This is a genomic window from Agrobacterium sp. 22-214-1 (assembly GCF_053522465.1).
The window spans coordinates 252,899-271,735 of sequence record NZ_JBNWCK010000004.1 but is presented as its reverse complement, the minus strand read 5'-3'; the positions used below and the strand labels follow the sequence as shown (position 1 = coordinate 271,735).

The 18,837-nt window shown below is 57.7% G+C and carries 21 protein-coding genes; 15 read left to right on the top strand and 6 right to left on the bottom strand.

All coding sequences use genetic code 11. The annotated features are described in order from the left end of the window. Window positions 1-177 precede the first annotated feature (177 nt). Complete coding sequence (locus tag ACQZ5G_RS17350; protein ID WP_448738412.1) at window positions 178-1,878, top strand: hypothetical protein; 1,701 nt, start codon at window positions 178-180, stop codon at window positions 1,876-1,878. Window positions 1,879-1,881: 3 nt separating this feature from the next. Continuing rightward, a complete protein-coding gene (locus ACQZ5G_RS17345; protein WP_448738411.1) occupies window positions 1,882-2,112 on the top strand; it encodes a hypothetical protein in 231 nt (76 codons plus the stop codon). A gap of 212 nt (window positions 2,113-2,324) precedes the next feature. Here ACQZ5G_RS17345 and ACQZ5G_RS17340 read toward each other — a convergent pair whose 3' ends face one another. Then, a complete protein-coding gene (locus ACQZ5G_RS17340) occupies window positions 2,325-3,335 on the bottom strand; it encodes a LacI family DNA-binding transcriptional regulator (protein ID WP_448738409.1) in 1,011 nt (336 codons plus the stop codon). 181 nt (window positions 3,336-3,516) lie between these two features. Here ACQZ5G_RS17340 and ACQZ5G_RS17335 point away from each other — a divergent pair, with 181 nt between their 5' ends. The 6 genes from ACQZ5G_RS17335 to ACQZ5G_RS17310 all read left to right on the top strand — a co-directional run bounded on the left by ACQZ5G_RS17335 (window position 3,517) and on the right by ACQZ5G_RS17310 (window position 8,785). Further along, window positions 3,517-4,470 (top strand): sugar ABC transporter substrate-binding protein, encoded by a 954-nt coding sequence (locus ACQZ5G_RS17335; RefSeq protein ID WP_003523957.1) that lies wholly within the window; start codon window positions 3,517-3,519, stop codon window positions 4,468-4,470. A gap of 127 nt (window positions 4,471-4,597) precedes the next feature. Then, window positions 4,598-5,719: an ABC transporter permease gene (locus ACQZ5G_RS17330; RefSeq protein ID WP_448738408.1), complete on the top strand. Its 1,122-nt coding sequence runs from the start codon at window positions 4,598-4,600 to the stop codon at window positions 5,717-5,719. Beyond that, window positions 5,719-6,507: an ATP-binding cassette domain-containing protein gene (locus tag ACQZ5G_RS17325; RefSeq protein WP_003523955.1), complete on the top strand. Its 789-nt coding sequence runs from the start codon at window positions 5,719-5,721 to the stop codon at window positions 6,505-6,507. The genes ACQZ5G_RS17330 and ACQZ5G_RS17325 overlap by 1 nt, the downstream gene beginning before the upstream one ends. A gap of 82 nt (window positions 6,508-6,589) precedes the next feature. Next, the gene (locus ACQZ5G_RS17320) at window positions 6,590-7,381 is read left to right on the top strand and encodes a TIM barrel protein (protein ID WP_448738407.1); all 792 of its coding nucleotides are present in this window, start codon (window positions 6,590-6,592) and stop codon (window positions 7,379-7,381) included. 26 nt (window positions 7,382-7,407) lie between these two features. After that, window positions 7,408-8,427 (top strand): Gfo/Idh/MocA family oxidoreductase, encoded by a 1,020-nt coding sequence (locus tag ACQZ5G_RS17315; protein ID WP_448738406.1) that lies wholly within the window; start codon window positions 7,408-7,410, stop codon window positions 8,425-8,427. Between the two features lie 55 nt (window positions 8,428-8,482). Continuing rightward, complete coding sequence (locus tag ACQZ5G_RS17310; RefSeq protein WP_003523952.1) at window positions 8,483-8,785, top strand: MurR/RpiR family transcriptional regulator; 303 nt, start codon at window positions 8,483-8,485, stop codon at window positions 8,783-8,785. A 172-nt stretch (window positions 8,786-8,957) separates the two neighbouring features. Here ACQZ5G_RS17310 and ACQZ5G_RS17305 read toward each other — a convergent pair whose 3' ends face one another. After that, entirely contained in the window at window positions 8,958-9,587 is a 630-nt protein-coding gene (locus tag ACQZ5G_RS17305) for a TetR/AcrR family transcriptional regulator (RefSeq protein ID WP_035239859.1), read from the bottom strand. An 87-nt stretch (window positions 9,588-9,674) separates the two neighbouring features. Between ACQZ5G_RS17305 and ACQZ5G_RS17300 the strand changes: the two genes are divergently transcribed. Next, a complete protein-coding gene (locus ACQZ5G_RS17300; protein WP_448738405.1) occupies window positions 9,675-10,448 on the top strand; it encodes an SDR family NAD(P)-dependent oxidoreductase in 774 nt (257 codons plus the stop codon). Window positions 10,449-10,685: 237 nt separating this feature from the next. Here ACQZ5G_RS17300 and ACQZ5G_RS17295 read toward each other — a convergent pair whose 3' ends face one another. From ACQZ5G_RS17295 to ACQZ5G_RS17285, 3 genes are read right to left on the bottom strand one after another with little or no spacing between them, the layout of a single operon-like run. Next, window positions 10,686-12,044 carry a peptidase S41 gene (locus ACQZ5G_RS17295; RefSeq protein WP_448738404.1) on the bottom strand — a complete coding sequence of 453 codons (1,359 nt, stop codon included), beginning with the start codon at window positions 12,042-12,044 and terminating at the stop codon, window positions 10,686-10,688. 36 nt (window positions 12,045-12,080) lie between these two features. Further along, window positions 12,081-12,485: a VOC family protein gene (locus ACQZ5G_RS17290; protein WP_448738403.1), complete on the bottom strand. Its 405-nt coding sequence runs from the start codon at window positions 12,483-12,485 to the stop codon at window positions 12,081-12,083. 27 nt (window positions 12,486-12,512) lie between these two features. Continuing rightward, entirely contained in the window at window positions 12,513-12,848 is a 336-nt protein-coding gene (locus ACQZ5G_RS17285; protein ID WP_448738402.1) for a cupin domain-containing protein, read from the bottom strand. A 148-nt stretch (window positions 12,849-12,996) separates the two neighbouring features. On the opposite strand from ACQZ5G_RS17285, the gene ACQZ5G_RS17280 reads away from it, so the two are divergent. Continuing rightward, window positions 12,997-13,530 carry a MarR family winged helix-turn-helix transcriptional regulator gene (locus ACQZ5G_RS17280; protein ID WP_448738401.1) on the top strand — a complete coding sequence of 178 codons (534 nt, stop codon included), beginning with the start codon at window positions 12,997-12,999 and terminating at the stop codon, window positions 13,528-13,530. Between the two features lie 104 nt (window positions 13,531-13,634). On the opposite strand, the gene ACQZ5G_RS17275 is transcribed toward ACQZ5G_RS17280, so the two are convergent. Continuing rightward, window positions 13,635-14,531 (bottom strand): LysR family transcriptional regulator, encoded by an 897-nt coding sequence (locus tag ACQZ5G_RS17275; protein ID WP_003510199.1) that lies wholly within the window; start codon window positions 14,529-14,531, stop codon window positions 13,635-13,637. 105 nt (window positions 14,532-14,636) lie between these two features. On the opposite strand from ACQZ5G_RS17275, the gene ACQZ5G_RS17270 reads away from it, so the two are divergent. The 5 genes from ACQZ5G_RS17270 to ACQZ5G_RS17250 all read left to right on the top strand — a co-directional run bounded on the left by ACQZ5G_RS17270 (window position 14,637) and on the right by ACQZ5G_RS17250 (window position 18,808). Continuing rightward, on the top strand, window positions 14,637-15,719 hold the full coding sequence (locus tag ACQZ5G_RS17270) for a 4-oxalomesaconate tautomerase (RefSeq protein ID WP_448738400.1): 1,083 nt from the start codon (window positions 14,637-14,639) through the stop codon (window positions 15,717-15,719). A gap of 48 nt (window positions 15,720-15,767) precedes the next feature. After that, on the top strand, window positions 15,768-16,769 hold the full coding sequence (locus tag ACQZ5G_RS17265; RefSeq protein ID WP_174045821.1) for an ABC transporter substrate-binding protein: 1,002 nt from the start codon (window positions 15,768-15,770) through the stop codon (window positions 16,767-16,769). Window positions 16,770-16,832: 63 nt separating this feature from the next. Beyond that, on the top strand, window positions 16,833-17,600 hold the full coding sequence (locus tag ACQZ5G_RS17260) for an ABC transporter ATP-binding protein (RefSeq protein WP_003510194.1): 768 nt from the start codon (window positions 16,833-16,835) through the stop codon (window positions 17,598-17,600). Next, the gene (locus ACQZ5G_RS17255; RefSeq protein ID WP_003523941.1) at window positions 17,587-18,363 is read left to right on the top strand and encodes an ABC transporter permease; all 777 of its coding nucleotides are present in this window, start codon (window positions 17,587-17,589) and stop codon (window positions 18,361-18,363) included. Before ACQZ5G_RS17260 ends, ACQZ5G_RS17255 begins: the two co-directional genes overlap by 14 nt. 118 nt (window positions 18,364-18,481) lie before the next feature. Further along, a complete protein-coding gene (locus tag ACQZ5G_RS17250) occupies window positions 18,482-18,808 on the top strand; it encodes a hypothetical protein (RefSeq protein WP_448738399.1) in 327 nt (108 codons plus the stop codon). Window positions 18,809-18,837 lie beyond the last annotated feature (29 nt).

Here is an 18,837-nt window from a genome sequence, read left to right as displayed (position 1 = left end):
TATGGCGAGAGGTCCCTGTTTCCGGATACAATTATGCCGCCGCGACCGGATCCCGGCGCTCGATCGGCATGAAATCCAGCGGCATCTGTCGGGATCAGAAGCTCGATCCGGATACATACACCACCCCCAAATCTTGATTTGGTTTCGTCAATGTCTCGTGGTCAATCGGTGCATGCCATGGAAAGTACAAACCCACTAACCATCGACAGGTCCGTCATTGACCGAGAGCTTGCCCTGATATTCGCATCGGAATATTTCGTTAATGCGGAGCGGATGCGCGAATTTCTCGAGTATGTCGTTACCGAGACTTTGAATGGACGCGCCAATCGCATCAAATCCTACGCGATCGCAATTGAGGTATTCAAGCGCGATGCAGATTTTGACGCATCACATGATCCCATCGTGCGGACAAGTGCAAACCGATTGCGAGCGGCTCTGGAGCGTTACAATCAGAACGCAGTAAATACCACCGGGGTACAGATAACGCTTCCGAAAGGGCGATACGTTCCCGTCTTCACACAACTCGCAACAGGCATTGAGGATGTTCCCGATGAGGGGCTTGAGGCTGTACCGATGGTTGCTGAGCCACCGTTATTCAAGAAGGAGCCCTCGTGGTTTTCGGCTTGGGCTATTGGTATCTGTGCAGCCGTTGCCGTTGCATTTGTTAGCTTTTATTTTTTGTCCAATCGGTCCCAAAATGTCAGGCCGCAGGCCCCGCCTGTTTTGATCGTTACGAGTGTTACTGCTGACCCGAACCAGCCGCAGGCTGGAAAAATCGCCATAGGGCTCTCCGAATTACTGGTTTCAAACTTAAGCGCCTACGGAAATTCGCGCGTGGTGGACGACCGCCATGGCGATGTTAGACTGGATGAATTTCTCGCTCGTGAAAGCGATGTCTACGTCCTTAAAACCGGCGTCAGGGAAACGGACCAATCGATTTCGATCGTCTGGCAACTGGACGACGCCAAGTCAAAAGAAGTGGCCTGGGCATCTGAAGAAAAGCTTCAGGAAAATATAAGTATTGATGGCGCTGCTGACATATTGGCAGGGCGAGTTTTAGGGTTGGAAGGGGCCCTTCCCACACTTATGGGCTCGCTTTACAATGAGACACACGATCAGCTTGGATGCCTCTCGAAGCCGCACCGCCTGGCGATGTTCTATCATTTCGATTTTCAGGAAGATGTGAAAAATTGCCTGGAAAAGGTTGTCTCTTCGCAGCCAAATAATGCCGAGGCCTGGGCAATACTCGCGCAGATTTACTACAGATTGAGTTATATTGCTGCCTCCTTTGGTGAGGATACAGGGCAATACGATGTTAAACTGAAAGATGCCGCAATGAAGGCAAAAGACCTTTCTCCAAATTCCATTTTAACCAAACAGGCTCTTATGTATTACGCTTTTAATAGCAAAGACCTTAAAACTTTCGAAGATATATCGAGAGTGATTATCCAGGAATATAAAGATCCACACCTGAAGATGCGTATCGGCTCCGCATTCATGAATATTGGATTATTAGACGAAGGTTCAGAAATATTGATCGAAGGAATTAAAGAGGCCGGAGAAGATTTTAGCTTGGGTTATATTACGTTGGCCTATCGCCAATATTATATTAAAGACTATCAGGGCGCGCTGTCCCTCGTGAGGAAAGCCGGCGTTACCGACCACTATATGGTTCCTCTCCTTAAAACTGTTTCATTGGCTAAGCTCGGCCGTCTGGAGGAGGCCAAAGTAGCACTCGCGGAACTTCATGCTCTGCGTCCCAACTATGAGCGAAATGTTTATCACGATCTTCGACACGGCAATGTCTCTGAAGGCATTATTGACAGTGTGGCAGATGGACTGGCTTTGGTCGGCCTTGATGTATCTAGGCCAAACTAACGGATGTTGCATTTACTGCGATCAGGCTGCGACGCGAAGACTACGGCACGCTTTCTCGCCGGCGCACAAGGGGCGGCGATGATCCCCGATCGCCTGTTCGAGGGAGGGGAGTTCGCTTCCCTCATCGTCGTCAAGGATATTGTCACCGCTGATTACGTTGAAGAAAAGCCTTGTCATGGCGTTGTTCCCAAAAATGGTGCATTCGCCTCTGTGGATATTACAGCTCTTGTCTAACCGAATTGCTGGCCGGGTTTGAAGCAGTACATCATCGCAGCGATCTCCCGACCGCCTGTGAGATCGCCAACACCTTTGCGGGCAGTACGTTCTTCAATTACAGCTTCGCCATTATGGGCGGTCTTTATGAGCGCCTGCGTAATGATCAAGGCTTCGCCGATCTGTCGGCGGCGTCTCTGTATGATCACGCCGCAACCAGAGAAAAGCCCGCCTCACGTGGAATTTCGGACGATCATTTTACCGGGCAAGGTGACTGTTTCGGCTTCAATGGCACCGGTGATCATTCCGATGATGGCCTCGACCATTTCGTGGCGCGGTTGTTCATATGTGGTGAGGCCGTATGCGGGTGAACCTCCGAGTTCATAATTGTCGAATCCGACGATGGCCATGTCTTCAGGTACTCTCAGACCGAAGTTCCCGCGAATTTCATCCATGGCGCCGAAAGCCAGGATATCGTTCTCACACATAAGGACGTCGACGCGTTCGGAAGGTGCAGTTCGCGACAGATATCCGCGGACGGAGGCTGCTCCCGCTGCGGCGCTGTATTTTTCGGCAGACAGCAATTCGATTTCGCCGACGCCTTTTTCCGCCCAGAAATCCATAAAGTGTTGCCGGCGTCTGAGCGCCGTCGAAAGCGCCGTCGCGCCGCTCATGAAGCCGGGCTTTCGATATCCCCGTTCGTATAAATGGTTGACGATGTCTCTCAGCGCCAGTTCGGCGTCGCACACGACGGCGGGGACGCCGTCGATCTGGCTATCGCGTGCCAGAACGAACATGGGTGGCATTCCGTGGCCGAGCTGACGGTCCGTCAGCGTTTCATCGCGAAATGCGGTGCCAAAAAGAATGATGGCGTCAACCTGACGCTGGTCGGCATGCAGCAGGGCGTGCACATGATCGAAGTGGTTATTGATGTTGATGAGCATGGCAACGAGGCCGGCGGCCTGCAGACGTTCCGTCAGCGTTTCAAGAAACGGCAGTTTCTGGGGATTGGCGAAATCATCGACGAAGACGGCGACCTGATGGGTCAGATTGGTGGCAAGGCTTCGGGCAAGAAGATTTGGCGAGTAATTCAGGGCAGCCGCCGCTTCCAGCACGCGCCGTTTGCTTTCCTCGGTAATCGACGCACCGGGTGTGAAAGCCCGGATAACGGTCCATTTCGATACGCCGGCTGCGGTCGCCACCTCTTTCGCCGTTGCTCTCCTGGTAGTTTCCCGCTTGCGCATAGTGCCTCCGACCGAAATGGAACGAACATTCCATTTCGGACTCCGATGAAATGAATGCTTGCTTTTAACCCATTCGCGGCTATGATGCACCTGCTTGCACCCGGTAGCAAGATATTTGCACCCGGTAGCATTCACATTTTGCCGGCTTGAGGAGTGGGCCGGTACAAGGAGGAGGAACCATATGAAATCTATTCTCAGGAAACTCGCCCATGGCGCACTCGTCGCCGGAATAGCCGTGTCATGCTCTGCAACGGCCAGGGCGCAGGATCAGTTGACCATCATCGCGGTCACCCACGGTCAGGCGTCCGATCCTTTCTGGTCTATCGTCAAAAATGGCATGATGCAGGCGGGCAAGGACAGCAATGTCCGGGTCGATTATCGCGCGCCCGAGACCTTCGACATGGTCGCGATGGGTCAACTCATCGATGCGGCCGCAAACCAGACCCCGGCGGGGATAGTGATTTCCAATCCGGACCCAGATGCCCTTGGCCCAGCGATTGAAAAAGCAGTTGCCGCGGGCATTCCGGTCATCTCGATGAATTCCGGCATTTCGGCCACGGAAAAGCTCGGTATCAGGCTGCATGTCGGTCAGGATGAATTGCCTGCCGGTGTCAAGGTTGGGGAGAAGCTGAAGTCTCTCGGTTTGAAGCATGTTCTTTGCGTCAACCAGGAGGTGGGCAATGCGGCTCTGGACCAGCGCTGCGCCGGAACGGAAAAGGGTTTTGCAGGCGGCAAGGTAACGGTGTTGCCGACGACGGCCGACCCGGCAGAAATCGAAGCCAAGATTCAGGCGGCGCTCACCTCAGATCCCTCGGTGGATGTTGTTCTCGGCCTTTCTGCGCCGCTGGTCGGCGAACGCGCGGTGGCGGTCGTCGAAAAGTTGGGTGTCGGCGACAAGGTCAAGGTTGCATCCTACGATCTGTCGGCGGGTTTTCTGAAGGCGGTCGCGGACGGGAAGGCACTCTTTGCGGTTGATCAGCAACCCTTCCTGCAAGGTTATCTACCGGTGACATTTCTTGCGCTGAACGCACGTTACGGCACCATTCCGGCGGGCAACGTCGCCTCCGGCCCAAGCTTCGTCGAGAAGGACACGGCGGCCGCAGTCATCGAAAAATCCTCCCAGGGCATCCGCTAGGCCGGATGGAAGCGTGGCTCCCGCCAGAGCGGGAGCCACCCCGAATGCAACCTTTGCCTCGATGCGCGACCTTTTCGGCCGAACGCCGTTGCGCGCAAAGACGACACCCAATCTGAGGAACAAACCCATGACGCTGGCCAACGAACAGAACGGGTCCCCGACCCGATCCGACGAGCGGCTAAAAAAGGTTTCGATGATGACCGCTCTCCTGCGTCGTCCGGAACTCGGCGCTGTCGCCGGGCTGGTGCTTGTCACTATCTTCTTTTTCTTCACCGCCAATCCGGCCATGTTCACGCTGGCCGGCGTGGTCAATTTCATGGCCCCGGCTGCCCAGCTCGGCATTCTTGCCATCGGCGCCGCTTTATTGATGATCGGCGGTGAATTTGATCTGTCGATCGGATCGATGGTCGCCTTTGCCGGTCTCGTATTTGGCACGGCGCTGGTGGTTCTCAATCTTCCGCTCAGTGTGGCGATCCTGATTGCGCTCGGATTTGCCGTGGTCATCGGCGTCACGAATGCCCAGCTCACGATGCGAACGGGTCTTCCCTCGTTCATCGTCACGCTTGCATTCCTCTTCATTCTGCGTGGCCTCACGCTGGTTGGCCTCAAATGGGCAAGCGGCGGAGCGACACAGCTTCGTGGCATGAAGGAAGCCGCCGCCGACAGCCCGCTTGCCCCGATTTTTTCCGGCGACGCCTTTACCGGCCTGTTCTCCTGGCTCGGCAGCCGGGGCATCATCGAAACATTTCCAAATGGAACACCGAAGGTCCCCGGCATTCCGGTGGAGATCCTGTGGTTCCTCCTGATCGCCCTGCTTGCTACCTGGGTGCTTTTGCGGACGCGTTTCGGCAACTGGATCTTTGCCGCCGGCGGTGACCCGCGTGCGGCGCGCAAGTCGGGCGTGCCAGTGGCGCGTGTGAAGACCACCCTGTTCATCATAACGGCCATGTGCGCCACACTCGTAGCGATCCTCACCGTGCTGGATGCCGGCTCCACGGATGCCCGCCGTGGGTTTCAGAAGGAATTCGAGGCCATCATCGCGGCCGTCATCGGCGGTTGCCTTCTGACAGGCGGTTACGGTTCGGCGATCGGCGCGTTCTTCGGCTCGATTGTCTTCGGCATGGTGCTGATCGGCCTCACCTACACGTCGATAGATCAGGATTGGTACCTCGTGTTCCTCGGCGGCATGCTGCTGACGGCCGTCATTTTCAACAATGTGATCCGCAAACGCGTCACGGGAGAACGCTGATGAGCACATCTCAGACGCCAATCGTCGAGGTACGGAACCTCGTCAAATATTTCGGCTCCATCATTGCGCTCAACGGCGTATCGCTGAGTGTCAATGCCGGCGAGGTTCTCTGCCTTCTCGGAGACAATGGCGCCGGCAAATCCACCCTCATCAATACCCTGTCCGGCGTGTTCAAGCCGACATCGGGAGAATTCCTCGTCGAAGGCCAGCCACGCATATTCGACGGTCCGCGGAATGCGCTCGATGCCGGCATCGCGACCGTCTATCAGGATCTTGCGATGATCCCCCTGATGTCGGTGACGCGGAACTTTTTCATGGGCCGCGAACCTCTGAAGGGTTTCGGTCCCTTCAAGAGCATGGACATGGATTTTGCCGACAGGGTCACGCGTGAGGAGATGCGCAAAATCGGCATCGATGTGCGCGAGCCGGATCAGGCGGTGGGCACCCTGTCGGGCGGTGAACGGCAATGCGTCGCCATCGCGCGCGCCGTCTATTTCGGGGCGAAGGTGCTCATCCTCGACGAGCCGACGTCGGCGCTCGGCGTCGCGCAGACCTCGATGGTTCTCAAATATATCAACCAGGTCCGCAATAACGGGCTCGGCGTCATTTTCATCACGCATAATGTCCGCCACGCCTATGCCGTCGGCAACCGGTTCACGGCGCTGAATCGCGGCAAGACCCTCGGGACCTATTCGAAGAGTGAAATTGGCATCGACGATCTGCAGAACCTGATGGCAGGCGGCAAGGAGTTGCAGTCCATCTCCGAGGAGCTGGGCGGAACCATCTGACTAGACATTCCCGAACGAATATCCGGTTCGGCGCGATCGCGCCGCGCCACGATCCCTCATACTCATCAGCAAGGTATTACCCATGAGCGCTTCTGCGAACTCCTTCCCACTGGCGGCCTGCGCCGAGATGTTATGGCGTGACAAGCCGATCGAATGGCGTGCTTCCCGGCTCAAGGATCTGGGCTTCGGTGTCGGCCTGTGGAACTGGCCAGAACATGACATCAGCAGACTTGAAGCGACCGGTGCGACCTTCACCATCATGAACGGTTATCTCACCGGCCGGCTCACGGATGACGAAGGCGCGGCAGAGTTGCTCAGCACGGCCCGGCAGACCGCCCGGGTGGGCAAACGCCTTGGCGTTCAGCGGCTGAACCTGCATGGCACGGGCCTTGGGGATCGCGGGCTGCCGGTGCAGCCTGTCGAGGTGGTCACGGGCGCCATGTGGCTAAAGGCGCGTGACACGCTTTGCCGTATCGTTGACCTGGCGGAAGAAGAGGATGTGGTTTTCACCCTGGAGAACCTCAACCTTCCCGTCGACCATCCCGGCGTACCGTTTGCGCGCGCGGAAGATACACTGGCTCTGGTTTCCAGCATCAACCACCCGCGTCTGCGCCTCAATCTCGATCTTTACCACGCCCAGATCGGCGAAGGAAACCTCATCGAGCTTTGCCGCAGGGCCCTGCCGTGGATCGGGGAGATTCAGGTCGCCGACGTGCCCGGCCGCTGCGAGCCCGGTACGGGCGAAGTCAACTGGAACGGCGTTGCCCGGGCGCTGAAAGCGATGGGCTATGCCGGGCCGGTCGGCATGGAGGCCTGGGCATCCGGTGATGCCGACGCAGCGCTCTCGGCTTTCCGCGCCGCATTCACAATCTGACAACATAAACCCACAGGACGATCTCCATGCCCAAGACAAAACCCGTCAATGTCGGCCTCATCGGCGCCGGCCGCATCGGCTCTTTCCACGGTGAAACCGTCGCCCGGCGATTGGTCGATGCCGAACTCGTCGCCATTGCCGATCCCGCACCGGGTGCGGCAGCAGGTCTTGCGGAAAAACTCGGCGTCGACGCCGCCTATACCGACATTGCAGCATTGCTTGCACATCCCGGTCTCGACGCCGTCATCATCGCAACGCCGGCCCGTTTCCATACCAATGTTCTTGTTCAGACTGCCGAGGCGGGAAAAGCGATTTTCTGCGAAAAACCAATGGCGCTGACGCTGGAGGATGCCGATCGGGCGATTGCCGCGGCAATCTCGGCCGGCGTTCCCCTCCAGGTGGGCTTCAACCGTCGGTGGGATCAGGCCTTTGCGGAAGGCCGGGCCGCGATCGACGCCGGCAAGGTCGGCGCGCCGCAGCTCATCCGCTCGCTGACGCGTGATCCCGGCCCATTCGCAGCAGACCCCGGCCGTATTCCGCTCTGGACGATTTTCTACGAGACCCTCATCCACGATTTCGACACGCTGTTATGGCTGAACCCCGGCGCCAGACCCGTCGAAGTCTTCGCCATGGCGGATGCGCTCGTTCGCCCTGACGCAAAAGGTGAAGGCTTTCTGGATACGGCAGTGGTCAATATCCGTTTCGACAATGGCTCCATAGCCGTTGCGGAAGCCAATTTTTCGGCGCTTTACGGCTATGACATTCGCGGCGAAGTTTTTGGATCGGCCGGCATGGTGACGATGGGCGATGTGCGTCGTTCAAGCATGACGCTGTTCGATGGGCGCGGCGTCTCGAATGAGACCTGGCGTCGCGATACCGATCACTTTGTCCATGGCTACACGGCGCAACTCGCCTCTTTCATAACCGCCGTCCGTCACGGGGCAATGAGTGAAGGGCCGACGGGCCAGGATGCACGCAACGCACTGGCGGTCGCCCTTGCGGCCATTCAATCGGTATCCCGGAAACAGCCCGTTGCCCTGAATTGAACCCCATGCGCGCTGGCTTGCCGGCGTGCTTTCCGATCGACAAGGAGCAGGCTCCATGCGTACGCGGCAGACCTTTAAAACGCCGACCAGCATTCAGGACATGAAAGGTCTGATCGTAACGGGGAGCCTGCGATTGTCGCAGCAGCAGGACCATGTCGCGCGAACCATTCTGGCTCGTCCGCATATCGTCGCCTTTGGTACGATCGGTTCCCTCGCCAGCGAATGCGCCGTGTCTCCATCCACCGTCGTCCGTGTCGCCAACTCGCTGGGCTTTGATAGGTTCAGCCAATTCAGGCGGGTTTTTCGCACGCACGTACTGTCGGAAGGAAAGGGGCGTAACATAAAGAGTTTTTTATAGATTTTTCCCTGTGAAAGTGAAAGTCGCAGGTTCTGCGCGGTGGAAAAGAAAATGAATATTGGCGAGATTTTGCCGACGGGGGTCCGCCTCGCCGTCAGCCCGTTTTCCTGGCCGAATGCCGTTTTGCTCGTCCGGTCCTCGGACGATCCGTTCAAGAGGTTCCGATGCAATCTTAAGGGCCAGCGGCTCCACGCTTTCCGGGCCAGGCTGTCAGCGCCACGTCGACCAAAGCCTTTAACCTAGCCCTGCACGCACCGTCGCAAGCCTGCGCAGACATGCCCTGAATGATGGCGCCGTAAAAGCGTGCGAGCGTATCCGTGTCGGTTTGCGTGGGTAGTTCGCCCTCGCTGACGGCGCGGTCGAACCGCGTCTTGAGAATCTGTATTGCCGCCTCGCGTAATCCTGCCGTTGTGCGGGCGACAGAGGCGTTTGCTTCCGAATGCTGGAGAACGGCGGTGGAAACGATGCATCCGCGCGGTTTGTCGGGCTGGGTATGTCCTTCAGCGATATCGTAAAGGTAAGAGGCGAGCGCCTCGTAGGCGGGTATTTGCGCCTGCAGCACCTCGGCGCGACGTTCGCTTTGCTGCGCAATGCTATGATCGAGCGCCAGCCGGAATAATTCTTCCTTTGAACCGAAGGTCGCGTAAAGGGACGGCGGGGTGATGCCCATCGCCTGGGTGAGGTCCGCTATCGAGGTTCCCTCATAGCCGTGTTCCCAGAACAGCCGGGCTGCGACATCGAGCCCGGCATTCCGATCAAGCAGGCGCGGTCTACCGCGTTGTTTTCGCGTCATTTCAGACATTTTTGTATCGATCACTATAAAAATATTGACAGATCATGGTCGGATTTTATTATAGCGACCGCTAGTTAAATCGCAACGGAGTGATCCATGTCTCAGAAACTATCGAACAAAGTCGCCCTCATAACGGGCAGTTCACGCGGTATCGGCCGTGCGGCAGCCCTGGCGTTTGCGAAAGAGGGTGCAGGTCTTATCGGCGTCCATTATGGCGCGAACCCAGAGGCGGCACAGGCAACGGTCCGCGAGATCGAGGCTCTCGGTTCGAAGGCGGTCGCTCTCAATGCCGATCTGCGGGCCGGGAAAGCGGCGACGGACAGCTTGTGGGAGCAGTTCAGGGAAGCCGCTGTCGCTTTCACCGGCTCGCCATCGCTTGATATTCTCGTCAATAATGCGGGCATTGCCCCGGCGACACCGTTGAAAGAAACAACGGAAGCCGCGTTCGACGAGTTGATGACGATCAACTTCAAGGCGCCGTTCTTTCTCATTCAGGCCGTTGCCGATCATCTCCGCGACAATGGCCGCATCATCAATGTCTCGACCGGTTTCACGCGCATCGCGGCGCCGACGCACCCCGCCTATGCGGCGTCCAAGGGTGCGCTTGAGACATTGACGCTGGCGCTTGCCCCGGAATTCGGCCGGCGCGGAATTACGGTCAATTCGGTGCTGCCGGGTGTTACTGAAACCGATATGAACGCCGAATGGCTGGCAATGCCGGAAGCCCGCGCGGGTGCTGAAGCCCTGTCTGTCTTCTCACGAGTCGGACGCGCCGACGATATTGCGGACGTCATCACATTCCTTGCCTCGAACGATGCCCGCTGGACGACCGGACAGATGATCGATGCGACAGGCGGTGCGCGGATTTGATCCAGGCATAGCAGATGTTCCTGGACGACTGGCGTCGGGCGGTTTCGCCTGACGCCCGAATGGGACAACTGCGTTCCTTCTCCCGGGCGAACTTTTTATCGGCGCGCGCGCCTTGCGATGTTGGCGTCGTGGCCCGCCCGACAGAGGCGCGAGCCGGCGCTTTCTTCGTCTCGTGGGCGCGCAACGCCGCCTGACATATCGGGAGGCGGTTTACGTTATCAATGTGTCGCCGGCTACCTATCGTGCAGGCTCCAATGCCTTTTCCAGCACCGGATCCCGACCGCGCATATAATCGTCGAAGCTGAGATCAACAGAGATGTCGGGTGAAAGGGAGATATTGCGGGGCCCAAATGCGACGGTCGCCCAGTAGCAGGTTCGGACATCGCTGCAGCCTTGCTCGTAGTCTTCGAATTCGGAGCTATAGCGGACGCTTATCCCTGAGTTTGGCAGCGTTATTTTATCGCCTTCCGCCCAGAAGCTGCCGCCGTCCCCCATTTTTTCGCCGATCAGAGATACCCGCTCGCCTCCGCTTCCCTTTATCAAGGCTGCGGTGACGATGCCTGCGGAGAAGGTCGCGCGTCCCACAAGGACAGAAATCCGCCCCTTATCAGGGAGAAGTCGTGGCAGTGCCTGTGCGAAGAGAATGCTGTTGAAGAAATCACCGCCGTTGTTGAAACGGAGATCGACGACGATGTGCCTCGGCTGGAAAGGCAGGATGTCTTTGTGAATGATGCCGCCGAATTTTTCGACGAGCGGCTTATCGTCGACACTCCGCGCCGTATCGTTTCGAATGTAGAGCGTGGTTTTTCCGTCATCGAGAAAAGACGCGGTTACATCGCTTCGTTGGCTGTATAAGCGAGGCCTTTCTTTTAGCTGGTCGAGCACATGCGGCCAGCGCCCTGCGGTCTCTTCCGCATCCGGGATGAGAACCGCATAGCCCCTGTTTAGCCCGGCGCTCCGCTCATCGCCCGGGTCTTTCGATACAACAGGCAAATCCGCCGTCTCCAGCGTTCCGGAGCCCAGATTCAGCGTCAGCGGTGTTTTTGCGGTGTCGTCAATGGCGCCTATATGCCGCAGCACCCTCGGCGTCACCAGATAACCGGGACTGAGAAAGTGGATTCTCTGATCTGTGCCCGCAAGATAGGGCTTGAGCCGGTTTTCCGCCTCCGCTGCCGTGAGCGAGCCGATCTTTTCTATGCGTGCACCGAGCAGATGCGCATAGTCCGGATGGGCTTTTACGACATAGAGGCCGTCGGCGAACCACCACAGGCGAATGGGCAGGTCGCCGCCCAGAAAAGCGCCGATATTGGCGTTCGTATGACCGTTTCGAGCAATCGCGACGGATCGCATGATCTCCATTGCGAAAGCTTCCGGGCTCAAGCGCTCAACTTCGCTTTCGATAGAGCTGACATGGCGTTCGAATGCCTGCCGTTGATCCGGGCTGAAGCTTTTATCGAGGGGCGCCCATTGCTGTTTAAGCGCCGACAGATCCTCCCGCATCTGCCGGGCCGTCAGTGAATTCTCGTTTGCATATCCCGTAAGCGGCAGGATCGCGAGAAAGCCAAGGACAAGCTTGTGACGGGAGGCCGTTCTCATGGGAACAACCCCTCGCCACGTGCGTGAATGATGACGTCAGCCCGCATTGCTTAAATCCATGTAAGCGGGTTCAAATTCGTGGCCATCGGGATCGGCGAAGGTGCGGAGATACATGAAACCCAGATCCTGCGGTTCTCGGACATCCGCTTGCCCGCCCGCTTTTGCCGCGGCGCCAACCATGGCGTCGACCTCTTCGCGGCTGTCGCGCGAAAGAGCGATCAGCATGCCGCTTGTTGTATGGGCATCGGCGAGCGGTTTGGCGGTGAAGGTCTTGTAATAATCGTGCCGCAGAAGCTGGAAGGTGATGGTCTCCGACCACACCATCGAGCTAGCGTTTTCGTTGGAAAACTCTTCGTTCTTCACGCAGCCGATCGCCTCATAAAAGGCGGTCGAAACGGCCAGGTCTTTCACCGGCAGGTTCAGGAAAATCATTTTAGCCATTGTCTTTCTCCTCATGGTGGAATGGGGTTACAGGAAAGTCTGCTGAAAGGTCTCGCTCGGATGGATGCAGATGATCTCCAGCCGGTCAGTGCCGATATTTTCGAAGCGATGGGGGATATTGGCAGGCCCAACGACGATGTCTCCCGACGAGCCGCGTGTCCGCTGATCGCCGATTGTGAACTCGGCCTCGCCTTTGCGCACCACCCAGGTTTCGGCATAGGGGTGAACATGCAGATCAGGGCCGCGACCCGGATCGGCATTGACGAGAAAGATGGATACGGCGCTTCCGTATTCGCATCCTTCATAACGCACCGTCCGGCTCTGGCCGGGGTTCGGTTCCTGATGACGGCGGATGGAAAACATCTGGTCTCCTCCCTGAGACAAAACTATCTTCGCGAGAAGATATATGTGCAATTTATCTTCCTGTCAAGATATCTATCTTCTCGCAAAGATATATTCACGGAGCAGGCAAAGCCGTATATGCTTTTCGAAATGCTGATGGGGTGATGAGATGAAGCAGGCGATGCCGGACACGACGACGGAAGCTGACAGGGAAGATCACGTCGACCGTCTCCGTGGCCAGTGGGCGCGAGAATTGCCTGATATCGACACGGAACCGATGGCCATCTTCGGGCGCGCCAAACGGCTCAGCAACCTTCTCGCGCCATCAATCGAAGAGACGTTTGCCGGCTTCGGTCTCGACCGCGGCGAGTTCGATGTCATCGCAACATTGCGCCGGTCCGGACCACCCTACCAGCTGACGCCGACGGAAATGTATACGACGCTGATGCTCTCCTCAGGTGGCCTGACCCACCGGCTTGATCGATTGGAAAAGGCCGGCCTCATCGAGCGCAGAAAATCGAAGCTCGATGGGCGCAGCGTCGTTGTCTGCCTCATGCCGGCGGGCATAGAGCTGGCGGAAAAGGCGTTTCGCCAGGACATGAAAAGCGAACTGAGTTTCCTGCAGGGCCTCACTCCGGAGGAGCGCGATAACCTTTCGGCGCTGCTGAAAAAGCTGGTGCTGGATATCGAGGCCCGTGCGTAGGTGCAGGTTTTTTCATTCGAGCGAACCTGCAGGTCTGAACTGTTTACCGGGCATCTGCGGCTTGCGCCGCTGCCGGCCGTAGCAGGCCCATCTTTTTCGCGCGATCACTGTGTTTTCCAGGTCTCGAGCAGCATCCGCACAAATTTTTCGGCGGCTGGGGAAAGAGCGCTGCTTCGCCTTTGCACGATGCCTATCGTACGGGATACCACCGGGTTGACGATTGGCCGGGTGATAAGGAATGGGTGATCGTCCTGTGGCGTTGCCAGCCGCGGCAGGACGGAAATGCCAAGTCCGGCTTCGACCAGACCGAGCGACGTGTTGAGGTGCGTCACCTCATAAAACCAGTTCAATTTTAGATTGTGTCGCGCAAGCGCACTGTCGAGAAGCGTCCTGTTGCCGCTCGAACGGTCCACGACGACCAGCGGATAGGCCTCCAGCTGGTCCCACTCGATCGTTTCGAAAGCTGCCAGAGGGTGGTCTTTTCGCATTGCCAGCACGAACGGGTCATCGATGAGTGGCTCGAATGAAAGCTCGGGATCGGAATTGCCCATCAGGTTGATGCCGAATTCCACCTCGCCTCTGGCGACCGCCTGCAGACCCTCATTGGCTGTCAGATCCCTGATCCGCAGCCTTATATGGGGATATTGCTGGCTGAAGGTCTTGATGACGGTCGGAAGAAAGTAAAAGGCGGCGGTGGGAACGCAGGCCATGGTGATAAGCCCGCGCCGTTGCGCGCCGTCCTTCATGGCAAAAAGCGATCCGTCAAATTCCTCGAGCATGCGCCGGACGAGCGGCATGACTTCCTGTCCCATGGCGGTGGGGGCAACGTGGCGCGTCGTTCTTTCCAGAAGTGGCGCCCCAATCGCCTGCTCCAGCTTCTGGATACGGCGGGTGAGCGCCGGTTGTGAGATATGCAGCGCCTCGGCGGCCCTGTGGAAACTGGCGAGTTCAACCACCGCTTGAAACGCCCGCAAATCCAGAATTTCACAATTGATGCTCATACCGCAATAAAACTCCAAAACATTGCATTTAACAGATTAGACTCTTTTGCTCATATTGCAACAACACGGCGCATTGATCCGCCAAATGCAATATTGAGGCAACCCATGAACGATCTGCTGAAGATACCCTGTGTGCTGATGCGCGGTGGAACGTCGCGTGGACCGTTCTTTCTCGCATCCGATCTTCCCCGTGATCGGGCAGACCGGGACGCGGCCCTTCTTTCCATCATGGGGTCTGGCCATCCGTTGCAGATCGACGGCATTGGCGGGGGCAATCCGGTCACCTCCAAAGTTGCGATTATCGGCCCTTCCACGGTCAGGGGCGCTGACATCGACTATCTGTTCGCGCAGGTTCGCACCGACAGGCAGTATGTCGACTATTCGCCAAACTGCGGAAACATGCTGGCCGCCGTCGGGCCCTTTGCCATCGAAGCGGGACTTGTCGAAGCGCAGAGTAAGGATACTCTTGTGCGAATCCATAACGTGAATACCGGCAAGCTGATCGAGGCGAAGGTTCCGACACGCGGCCGCGAGGTTATTTATCTCGGCGACGCCTCGATCGACGGTGTTCCGGGTCTGGCGGCGCCCATCGCATTGACATTCATGGATGCGGCGGGTGCGAAAACCGGCAAGCTTCTGCCCACCGGAAAGCCGGTCGATCTGATCGATGGCGTCACTGTGACGGCCATAGACTGCGCCATTCCGATGGTTCTCATCCGCGCCGCCGATCTCGGCGTGACGGGGTACGAGGATCCGCAAACTCTGAGCGCTCACAAGGATCTCATCGCACGGATGACCCGCATCCGTATCGAGGCCGGAAAGTTGATGGGAATGGGTGATGTGAAAGACATGGTCATTCCGAAACCGGTGCTCATTGCACCGGCCCGCAGAGGCGGCACTCTTTCGGTACGGTATTTCATGCCCAACGAGTGTCATCCTGCACTGGCGACGACAGGTGCCGTTGGCATCGCAACCGCGGCTGTCACCAAAGGCTCCATCGCTTATGATGCGGCCGGTGGCCTTTCGGTGCCGACCCAGATCCGCATCGAACATCCCGCAGGCTGCCTCGACGTGCAGCTGGAGATGCGAAACGGCGCAATAACGGCCGGACTCGTAAGAACGGCGCGCAGGCTTTTTGAAGGCTTTGCCTTCGCCAAACCAACCGCTGCGATTGAAGACGCAGCCTAGACGCGGCCATAGTGGCGCAAAATATAGTCAAACCGGGAGGAGACCCTTATGCGTAAATATCTGCTTGCAACCGCGGCGCTCTGTGCGCTGGCGGCATCTGCCAATGCCGAATCCGTCAGGATGAGCGTTGGGTCGTACAACCTCAACAACCTGCCTTTCCCCGTGGCCGCCAGTCTCGGCTTCTACAAGGAGGAAGGTCTTGATGTAACGACCGAGAACTTTGCACAGGGCGGATCGAAGGTCCTGCAGGCGCTTGTCGCGGGTTCCACGGACGTTGCCGTCGGCTTCTACGATCATACGATCCAGATGCAGTCGCAGAACAAGCACGTGGTAGGCTTTGTGCAGCTTGCCCGCAACTCGGGCCTGGTTCTCGCCGGCAAGAACGACACGGATTTCGATCCGGCCAAGCCCGAGACGATCAAGGGCAAGAAGGTCGGCATCACGTCGCCCGGCTCCTCTTCGGACTTCTTCATTCGCTATTACATGAAGCAGCATGATCTCAGCGACAACGACATCTCCATCATCGGTGTCGGTTCGGGCGCTGCGGCCGTTGCAGCCCTGCAGCAGGGCAAGATCGATCTGCTCGTCAATTACGACCCTGCTGCAACCATCGTCGTGGAGCGCGGGCTGGGCAAGATCCTCATCGATGCCCGTAGCGATCAGGGCGCAAGGGATGTCTATGGCGGCATCTATCCCACCTCGGTCCTTTACGCCACGCAGGACTACATCAATGCCAATCCGGAAGTGATCCAGAAGGTCACCAATGCGACGGTTCGGGCGCTGCACTGGATGAAGCAGCATTCTGCGGAGGAAATCGTCGCAAAGCTTCCCGATGATTTCGTGTCCGGCGACAAGCAGACCTACATCAAGGCCGTTGAAGCGGCCAAGGCGATCTTCTCCGAAGATGGCAAGTTTGAGCCTGCGGATCTCGAAACGCCGCTGGCCGTTCTGAAAAGCTTCAATGATGCGGTCGCCAAGGCGACGATCGATCTCAACACCACCTACACCAACAAGTTCGTCGAGGCTGCGGCCTCGAAGGCCGCAAACTGAGAGGCCGCCATGTCTTCGCCAGCCAGAAAGCTAGAACCCGTGACGCAACTCGAACCCCAGCCGATGGTGGCAATCGACGACGTGACCATGGCGTTCGGTTCGTTTGTTGCGGTTCAAAACGTCAATCTCAAGGTCGGCGATGGCGAGTTTCTCTCCATCGTTGGGCCGACGGGATGCGGAAAGTCCACCATTCTCAACGCCATCGCAGGCCTGTTGAAGCCAGCGCAGGGCAAGGTTTCCATCGACGGTTCGCTCGTTAAGGGCGTACAGAACAACATTGGATATCTGTTCCAGCAGGACGCGCTTCTTCCCTGGAAGACAGCGTTTCAGAATGTCGAGCTTGGCTTGATGTTCCGGGGCGTTCCCGAAAATGAGCGGCGCGCCAAGGTTCAGGCCTGGCTTGAAAAGGTCGGCCTCAAGGGCTTCGGAGACCGCTTTCCGCATCAGCTCTCCGGCGGACAGCGCAAACGCGTGCAGATGGCGCAGGCGCTCATCACCGAGCCGAAGGTCATCCTGATGGATGAACCCTTCTCCGCATTGGATATCCACACCCGTCACCTCATGCAGAACGAGTTGCTGCGCCTGTGGCAGGAGGACCGCCGTGCGGTGGTCATGATCACCCATGATCTGGAAGAGGCGATTGCGCTCGGAGACCGGGTTGTCGTTCTCGCTGCAGGCCCGAAGAGCCGCGTCATCGAGAGCTTCCCTGTCGATCTCGAGCGGCCCCGCAACGTCGCGGAAATCAAACTCGATCCAAAATTCATGACGCTCTATCGCGATATATGGGCGTCCCTGCGTGGCGAAGTGGAGAAAAGCTATGCAAGCCGTTAATGTTCGTATCATCCAGATCGCTCTTCTGGTCGTGCTTTTGGGCGGGTGGCAGCTCGGTGTGACCTCGGGCGCTATCGACCGCTTCTTCTTTCCGGCACCCTATGACATCGTCAAACAGGTGATTGACTGGGTTGCCGATGCCGGTTTTTACAAGCATGTCGGCATCACGCTGAGCGAAACGGTGCTGGGCTATCTCATAGGTACAGGTCTCGGCGTCGGCGCCGGCGTCTGGCTGGGCCTCAGCCCCTTTGTCGCTCGGGTGCTCGATCCGTTCATCAAGGCCGTGAACGCCATTCCGCGTGTCGTTCTGGCTCCGATCTTCGTGCTCTGGCTCGGTCTTGGCCTGTGGTCGAAGGTTGCGCTTGCGGTTACGCTCGTCTTCTTCGTCACCTTTTTCAACGCCATGCAGGGCGTGCGCGAAGTGAACCCGGTCGTGCTTTCCAATACCCGCATTCTGGGCGCCAAGCGCTCGGACCTGCTGCGTCACGTCTATTTCCCGGCTGCGGCGAGCTGGATTCTGTCGTCGCTGCGCACCTCCGTCGGATTTGCAGTGGTCGGCGCAATCATCGGCGAATATCTGGGAGCTTCCGCCGGTCTCGGCTACCTGATCGCCCGCTCGGAAGGCAACTTCGATGCGGTCGGCGTCTTCGCGGGCATCATCATTCTGGCGGTCTTCGTTCTTGTTATTGACCTCATTTTGGATTTTGCGGAGAAGAGGTTGATTACCTGGCGACCCAATGCAGGCGAGGAGCGTCCCGCGTAAGCGGACTGAAACAAGACTATTTTCGTTGGGGCGGTCCGTGATCGCCCCTTTTTAAATGGCTGAGCCTTGCAAGCGAAATGGGACGTCCAAATCCTTCCATCCGCTGGACAAATTGCACATGCTGGACATCTATTACGCTGATTTCGATACCACCGTCATACCCTCGGATCCGGGCTGCCTGGAACTCGCCGGCTCCAGTGATCTTCATGCGCACCGTTCGCTTGCGGCGCTGTTCGATAAGGCCCGGCGGGCCGGTGCCGATCTCAGATATTTCGATGATACGCTGCTTGAACCGAGGCAGGTCGCGATATTGCTGAACATCCTCCTGACAAACGAAGATGTTCTTGAAGGTAATGAACACGCGCTGGCCGCGTTCAATTCGATACGTGATCTCGTGCAACGGGCTGCGAAGCGAGGCGTGGGGCTTGTGGCTTTTGCTGATTGAGTGCCGGGTCGGTGTTGTGTTCCTGGCGG